At 67.7% G+C, this 5,661-nt stretch carries 4 protein-coding genes and 1 pseudogene; 3 read left to right on the top strand and 2 right to left on the bottom strand.

The window, feature by feature from the left end; all coding sequences use genetic code 11:
• The 3 genes and pseudogenes from WB785_RS06080 to WB785_RS06070 form a co-directional block, all read left to right on the top strand.
• Window positions 1–888, top strand: a pseudogene (locus WB785_RS06080) (primosome assembly protein PriA); the annotation flags it as partial.
• A 133-nt stretch (window positions 889–1,021) separates the two neighbouring features.
• The gene (locus tag WB785_RS06075) at window positions 1,022–1,186 is read left to right on the top strand and encodes a hypothetical protein (protein WP_424077859.1); all 165 of its coding nucleotides are present in this window, start codon (window positions 1,022–1,024) and stop codon (window positions 1,184–1,186) included.
• The gene (locus WB785_RS06070) at window positions 1,183–1,428 is read left to right on the top strand and encodes a hypothetical protein (RefSeq protein WP_424077858.1); all 246 of its coding nucleotides are present in this window, start codon (window positions 1,183–1,185) and stop codon (window positions 1,426–1,428) included. Before WB785_RS06075 ends, WB785_RS06070 begins: the two co-directional genes overlap by 4 nt.
• A gap of 15 nt (window positions 1,429–1,443) precedes the next feature.
• On the opposite strand, the gene WB785_RS06065 is transcribed toward WB785_RS06070, so the two are convergent.
• Window positions 1,444–4,701 carry a helix-turn-helix transcriptional regulator gene (locus tag WB785_RS06065; RefSeq protein WP_424077860.1) on the bottom strand — a complete coding sequence of 1,086 codons (3,258 nt, stop codon included), beginning with the start codon at window positions 4,699–4,701 and terminating at the stop codon, window positions 1,444–1,446.
• Between the two features lie 136 nt (window positions 4,702–4,837).
• On the bottom strand, window positions 4,838–5,661 hold an 824-nt coding region (locus WB785_RS06060), incomplete at its 5' end, for a helix-turn-helix transcriptional regulator (protein ID WP_424077857.1).

The following is a 5,661-nucleotide window of genomic DNA, read 5'->3' as shown; positions in this document are numbered from 1 at the left end:
CTAGTGCAGGTGCCGCGGCGCGGTTACGTCCCGTCGCTGGCCTGTGGGCGCTGCCGAGCGATTGCCCGTTGCCGGCATTGCACCGGTCCGCTCTCGTTGGATGACCGCGACGGGACGGCTCCTGTGTGCCGGTGGTGCGGCCGCGCGGATGCCGCGCTGCGGTGTGGGCGCTGTGGGTCGGACGCGGTGCGCGCTGTTGTGGTGGGGGCGCGGCGGACCGCCGAAGAGGTTGGCCGGGCATTCCCGGGTGTCGCGGTGATCACCTCGGCCGGTGAGGCGGTGGTGTCCGAGGTCGACGGTCGCCCGGCACTGGTGGTGGCCACGCCCGGCGCCGAACCCCGTGCTTCCGGCGGGTATGGCGCGGCGCTGTTGCTGGACAGCTGGGCGCTGTTGGGCCGTCAGGATCTGCGCGCGGCGGAGGACGCGCTGCGGCGCTGGATGGCCGCTGCAGCGTTGGTGCGGTCCCGCGATGACGGTGGTGTGGTGACGGTGGTCGCCGAATCATCCGTTCCCACAGTGCAATCGCTGATTCGCTGGGATCCGGTCGGCCACGCGGACGCGGAGTTGGCGGCGCGCACCGAGGTAGCCTTGCCGCCGAGCGTGCACATGGCCGCTCTCGACGGCTCCGCCGAATCGGTGGCAGCGCTGCTCGACGAAGTCCACTTGCCCGATAGCGCCGAACTGCTCGGCCCGGTAGAGCTGCCGCCCGGCGCGCGCCGACCGCCGGGCACTCCAGCCGACGTTGCGGTGATCCGAATGCTGGTGCGCGTGCGCCGCGAGCAAGGTTTGACGCTGACAGGCGAACTGCGTCGCGGCGTCGCCGTCACCAGTGCCCGGCAAACCGACGAGCCCGTGCGAGTGCAGATCGACCCGCTGCAGATCGGCTAGGCAGCCGCTCGCGTTCGTCGGCTGCGCGGTGTGTCGATGAGCGCGGCCCCGTTCTCTATGCGACGATGCGATTGCTAGCCGAGCGCCAATGACGCCAACCGGTCTTTCTTTCCCGCGTCGAGAGAGGTCAGCGATGGCAGCAACAATCACGGATACCACCCGTATCGGGCGCTGCTTGATGTTCGTGCGCGAGCACCTCCAGCAAGCCCGCGACGCCGGCGACGAGATCCGGGCCATGCAATGGGACGCCGTCATGGACCGGCTCATCGACGCTTGGCCACGGCCCCAGCCGCAATGATCATCCAAGCCGTTCACTGCACCGAGCTCGGCTGTGATTGTCCCGGCAACCGTTGGTGGACCGGCTGGATCGGGCCCCGTGAAATCCACATCGTTCCTATCGACGATCTGGCTTCCCATCACGTCGAGGAATGCGGCTGCGACCCGCACATCACGCTGCACGTCGCGGCCGACGGATACGCTTCGTGGCGGGTGTCGCACAACAGCTTCGACCGCCGCGAACTTACGGAGAAGGCAGGCTAATCCTGCTGAGCCGTGTCACGCGTGGCGGGCCGCTTCCTGGGCGAGTTGCACCCGAGAGTTCAGGCCGAGCTTGGTGTACACGTGGGTGAGATGCGTTTGCACCGTGCGGGGTGAGACGAAAAGCCTTGTGGCGATGTCGTTATTGGCCAGTCCTTCGCTGACCAGTTGCACCACTTGACGTTCGGTGGGTGTGAGCGAGGCCCAGCCGCTGGTGGGCCGTTTGCGTTCGCCGCGGCCGCGCTGGGCGTAGGCGATCGCCTCTTCGGTGGACAGGGCCGCGCCTTCGGCCCACGCGCCGTCGAAGTCGTTGTTGTCCAATGCATCTCGCAGCGCCGCCACACAGGCTTCGTAGCTCGCGTCCCAGATCTTGAACCGCACCGCGCCCATGCGTTCCCGAAGTGCCGCCCCTGCGCCTAAAAGGCGGATGGCCTCGCGGTGACCGCCGGCCTGGGCTGCCAGAGTGCCGAGGCACTCCAGGATGTCGGGGATGAACAGGAACGTTTCGACCTCGGCGGCACGTGCGAGGGCGTCGTGGGCGTCACGCTCAGCCTGGTCTAGCTCAGCTTGTGCGATCGCCACCCGGGCGCGCTCCGTCAGTGGGTCCGACATAAAGACGCCCGTCGTTGTCGACACGGCATCGTCGGCCCAGCGGCGCGCCGCGACCAGATCACCGCCCGCCAAGGCCGCCTGCGCGGCAATAACACAATGCATCGCCACAGGCCCCGGCAGGGCACTCACGTGTGCCCAGGCCGCATCGGTCGCGTGCTGCGCCGTCGCAGCATCGCCGGCGGCCAGGGCCGCCATAGCCAATGCCCAGTAGGCGGCGCACGCTTTAAGCCCGCCCAAGTCGGCAGTGGCCTCGATGGCCGCGTCGGCGGCAGCCCGGGCGGCCGCGGTGTCACCGTGGTACGCCAGCGCGAAGGCCCGGGCCACGACGCTATCCACCCTCCAGATCTCATCGTGAGCTGCCTCGGCCTCGTCGGCCAACGCGGCGAATTGTGCTATCGCACCTTCCAGATCACCCTGAAACTGCTGTGCGAGTCCGAGGTACCAGCGGCACCGGCGCGCGTCGAACCGGTCACCTATTGCTTCGGCGAGATCGCGTCCCTCCTCGGCGGTCGCGCGCGCTGCGACCGGGTCACGCACCGCGAGTGCCGCGACAACTTGCGCGACGAGGATCTGGCTGAGCCGCCAGCGGTCGCCCAAATCCCGGGCCAGGCCGTTCGCCTCGGCCAGGTACGAGCCGGCCGCCTCTGAGTCGAAGTACGCAGCGACATAGCCGCACGCGGTAAGTGCACGGATCAGCAGGGCCGGGTCATCGACCTCGCGCGCGATCGCCAGCGCTTGCCGAGCCTGATCCGGGCTCTCGGCGGCGCCCGCCCATACTCCGAGGGTGGCCGTGTCGGCGAGCGCCCGCGCCCGTACCGAGGCCGCCTCCCCAGGCGAGTACGAATCGAGGTCGCTGAGGGCAGCTTCGAACCAGGTCAGTCCTTCCCGGAGACGGCCCCGCGCTTGCCACAGTGGCTGCAGCAACGATGCGAGCGCCAACGCCAGCCCTGTATCGGAGTTTTCGCGGCTCCACGAAAATGCGGCGCGCAGGTTGTCGATCTCGAGGTCGGCCTGCTCGAGACGCCGTTCATAGTCCGTGCATGTCGGTGCGTCAAGCACAGCGGCCAGCGTGGTGTAGTGGTCGCGGTGACGCGTGCGCACGACGTCGGCTTCGCCGGACTCGAGGAGTTTTTCCTGGGCGTATTGGCGCACCGTCTCCGGCAACCGGTATCGCGTTGCGCCACTGGTGTGTTCAGCCACAACAAGGGACTTGTCCACCAGCAGGGTGAGCAGGTCCAGCACCTGGAAACGCTCTACATCGCCGTCGCCGGCGACCGTTTGGGCGGCATCCAGGTCGAAGCCACCCAGGAACGCGGCCAGCCGACGGAATAGGACTCGCTCTGGTTCGGTCAGCAACGTGTGCGACCAGTCCACCGAGGCATGCAGTGTCTGCTGGCGGCGCACCGCGGTGCGCGAGCCACCGGTCAGCAGCCGGAAGCGGTCATGCAAGCTGTCAAGGATCTCGGTCAGCGACAGCGCGCGCACCCGCGCCGCGGCCAATTCGATGGCCAGCGGTATCCCGTCGAGGCGCTGACAGATCTCTGCGACGATCGCCGCATTGTCATCGGTCACGGTGAACCCGGTCTGGGTCAGACGCGCGCGATCGGCGAACAACTCGAGCGCCTCATCGGCCGTCGAGAGCGACGGCACGCGCCACGTCGCCTCACCCATCACGCCGATCGGCTCGCGACTGGTTGCCAGCAGCGTCAGCCCCGGAGCTGCAACCAGCAGAGCAACGACCAGATCCGCGCACGCGTCCAGCAGATGCTCGCAATTGTCCAACACCACCAACATCTGACGATCACGAACAAACCGCAGCAGCGTGTCCACGGTGGAGCGGCCGGGTTGGTCGGGCAGACCCAGCGCGCGGCCGACGGTCAACGGCACCAACTCGGGATCGGTGATCGGCGCCAGATCCACGTACCAGACACCGTCGTCGTATTCGGCCGCGAGCTGGTTCGCCACTTCGACCGCGAGGCGCGTCTTGCCCACCCCACCGGCTCCCGTCAAGCTCACTAACCGGTTTTGCTCCAACAGCTTTCGCACCTCTGTCGTCTGTTGGCTGCGGCCGACGAAGCTGGTGATCTGCGACGGAAGATTATGCGCAGTACTGCTTTTGGCTGTGCGCAGCGGTGGGAAGTCGGTACGCAGATCGGGATGGCACAGCTGCACCACTCGCTCGGGGCGGGGAACGCCGCGCAGCTCGTGACTACCGAGATCGGTCAGCCACGCGTCGGCGGGCAGCATGTCAACAACGAGATCCTCGGTCGTGCCCGACAGCAAGGTCTGGCCACCATGTGCCAGATCGCGCAGCCGCGCCGTGCGATTGATGGTCGAGCCGATGTAATTACTTTCATCGCGCAGCTGTACCTCGCCGGTGTGCACACCAATCCGCAAGCTGATCGGAGCCAACGGTGCCCGCTGCAGTCCCAGCGCACATGCCACCGCGTCACTGGCCCGCGCGAACGCCACCACAAAGCTGTCACCTTCGCCCTGCTCCACCGGGCGTACCCCGCCATAGGCGGTCAACAGATCTGACAGCGTGTGATCCAACCGGGCGAACGCCGCCGTCATCTTCTCGGGCTGGCTTTCCCACAGCCCGGTGGAGTTTTCAACGTCAGCCAACAGCAACGTCACCGTGCCCATCGGCAAAAGCCCGCTCACGCCAAGATCGCTCCAGTCCACCAACGGCGTCTCCGCGCGTGGCTCGATCTCGCTCATGCTAGCCAGCATGCGGCCACCACGGACCGCAAAACATCAGCACAACCGCGTAGATCTCGGCCGATCGTGCACCGATGTTTCAGTTATGGCGGGCGGCTTCCTGGGCGAGCTGCACGCGCGAGCTCAGGCCGAGCTTGGTGTAGACGTGGGTGAGATGGGATTGCACGGTGCGGGGCGAGACGAAAAGCCTTGCGGCGATGTCGTTGTTGGCCAGTCCTTCGCTGAGTAGTCGCACGACATCGCGCTCGGTCGGCGTGAGTGAACCCCAGCCGCTGGTGGGTCGTTTGCGTTCGCCGCGGCCACGTCGCGCGTAGGCGATCGCCTCCTCGATGGATAGGGCCGCGCCTTCGGCCCACGCTGCCTCGAAGTCTTTGTCGCCCATGGCGTCTCGCAGCGCCGTGACCGAGGCTTGGTAGCCGGCGTCATAGATCTTGAAGCGGACTGCGCCCATGCGTTGCCGGATGCTGGATGCCGCGGCGACTAGGCGGGCGGCTTCGCGGTGGCTGCCGACCTGGCCGGCCAGAGCGGCGAGGCACTCCAGGATGTCGGAAATGCCCAGGTACGCCTCGATGTCGCCGGCGATTGCGAGTGCGTCGTGGGCGTCGCGTTCGGATTGCTCCGGCTCACCCTGCGCGATCGCCACCTGTGCGCGCGTCGTGAGCGCCGCCATCAGAAACCAGCCGGTCGTCGTCGTGACGGCGTCGTCGGCCTCGCGGCGGGCCGCGAGCAGATCCCCGCCCACCAATGCGGCCTGCGCACTGACCACGCGCAGCACCGCCGCCATCGCGGGCAGGACACTCATGTGCTGCCCGGCCTTCTCGGTCGCGTCCTGCGCCGTTTCGAGATCGCCGGCGGCCAGGGCCGCGTGTGCCAACCCCGTGTAGGCGGTGCCCGCGGCAAGCC

This window comes from Mycobacterium sp. (genome assembly GCF_049585075.1).
In the GTDB taxonomy this organism is placed as follows: domain Bacteria; phylum Actinomycetota; class Actinomycetes; order Mycobacteriales; family Mycobacteriaceae; genus Mycobacterium.
This window is presented reverse-complemented; position numbering and strand designations above follow the sequence as displayed.

Bases quoted from the DNA above. Each gene is read 5' to 3' on its own strand.
- WB785_RS06075 (WP_424077859.1), top strand. From the start codon at position 1,022: ATGGCAGCAACAATCACGGATACCACCCGTATCGGGCGCTGCTTGATG.
- WB785_RS06070 (WP_424077858.1), top strand. From the start codon at position 1,183: ATGATCATCCAAGCCGTTCACTGCACCGAGCTCGGCTGTGATTGTCCC.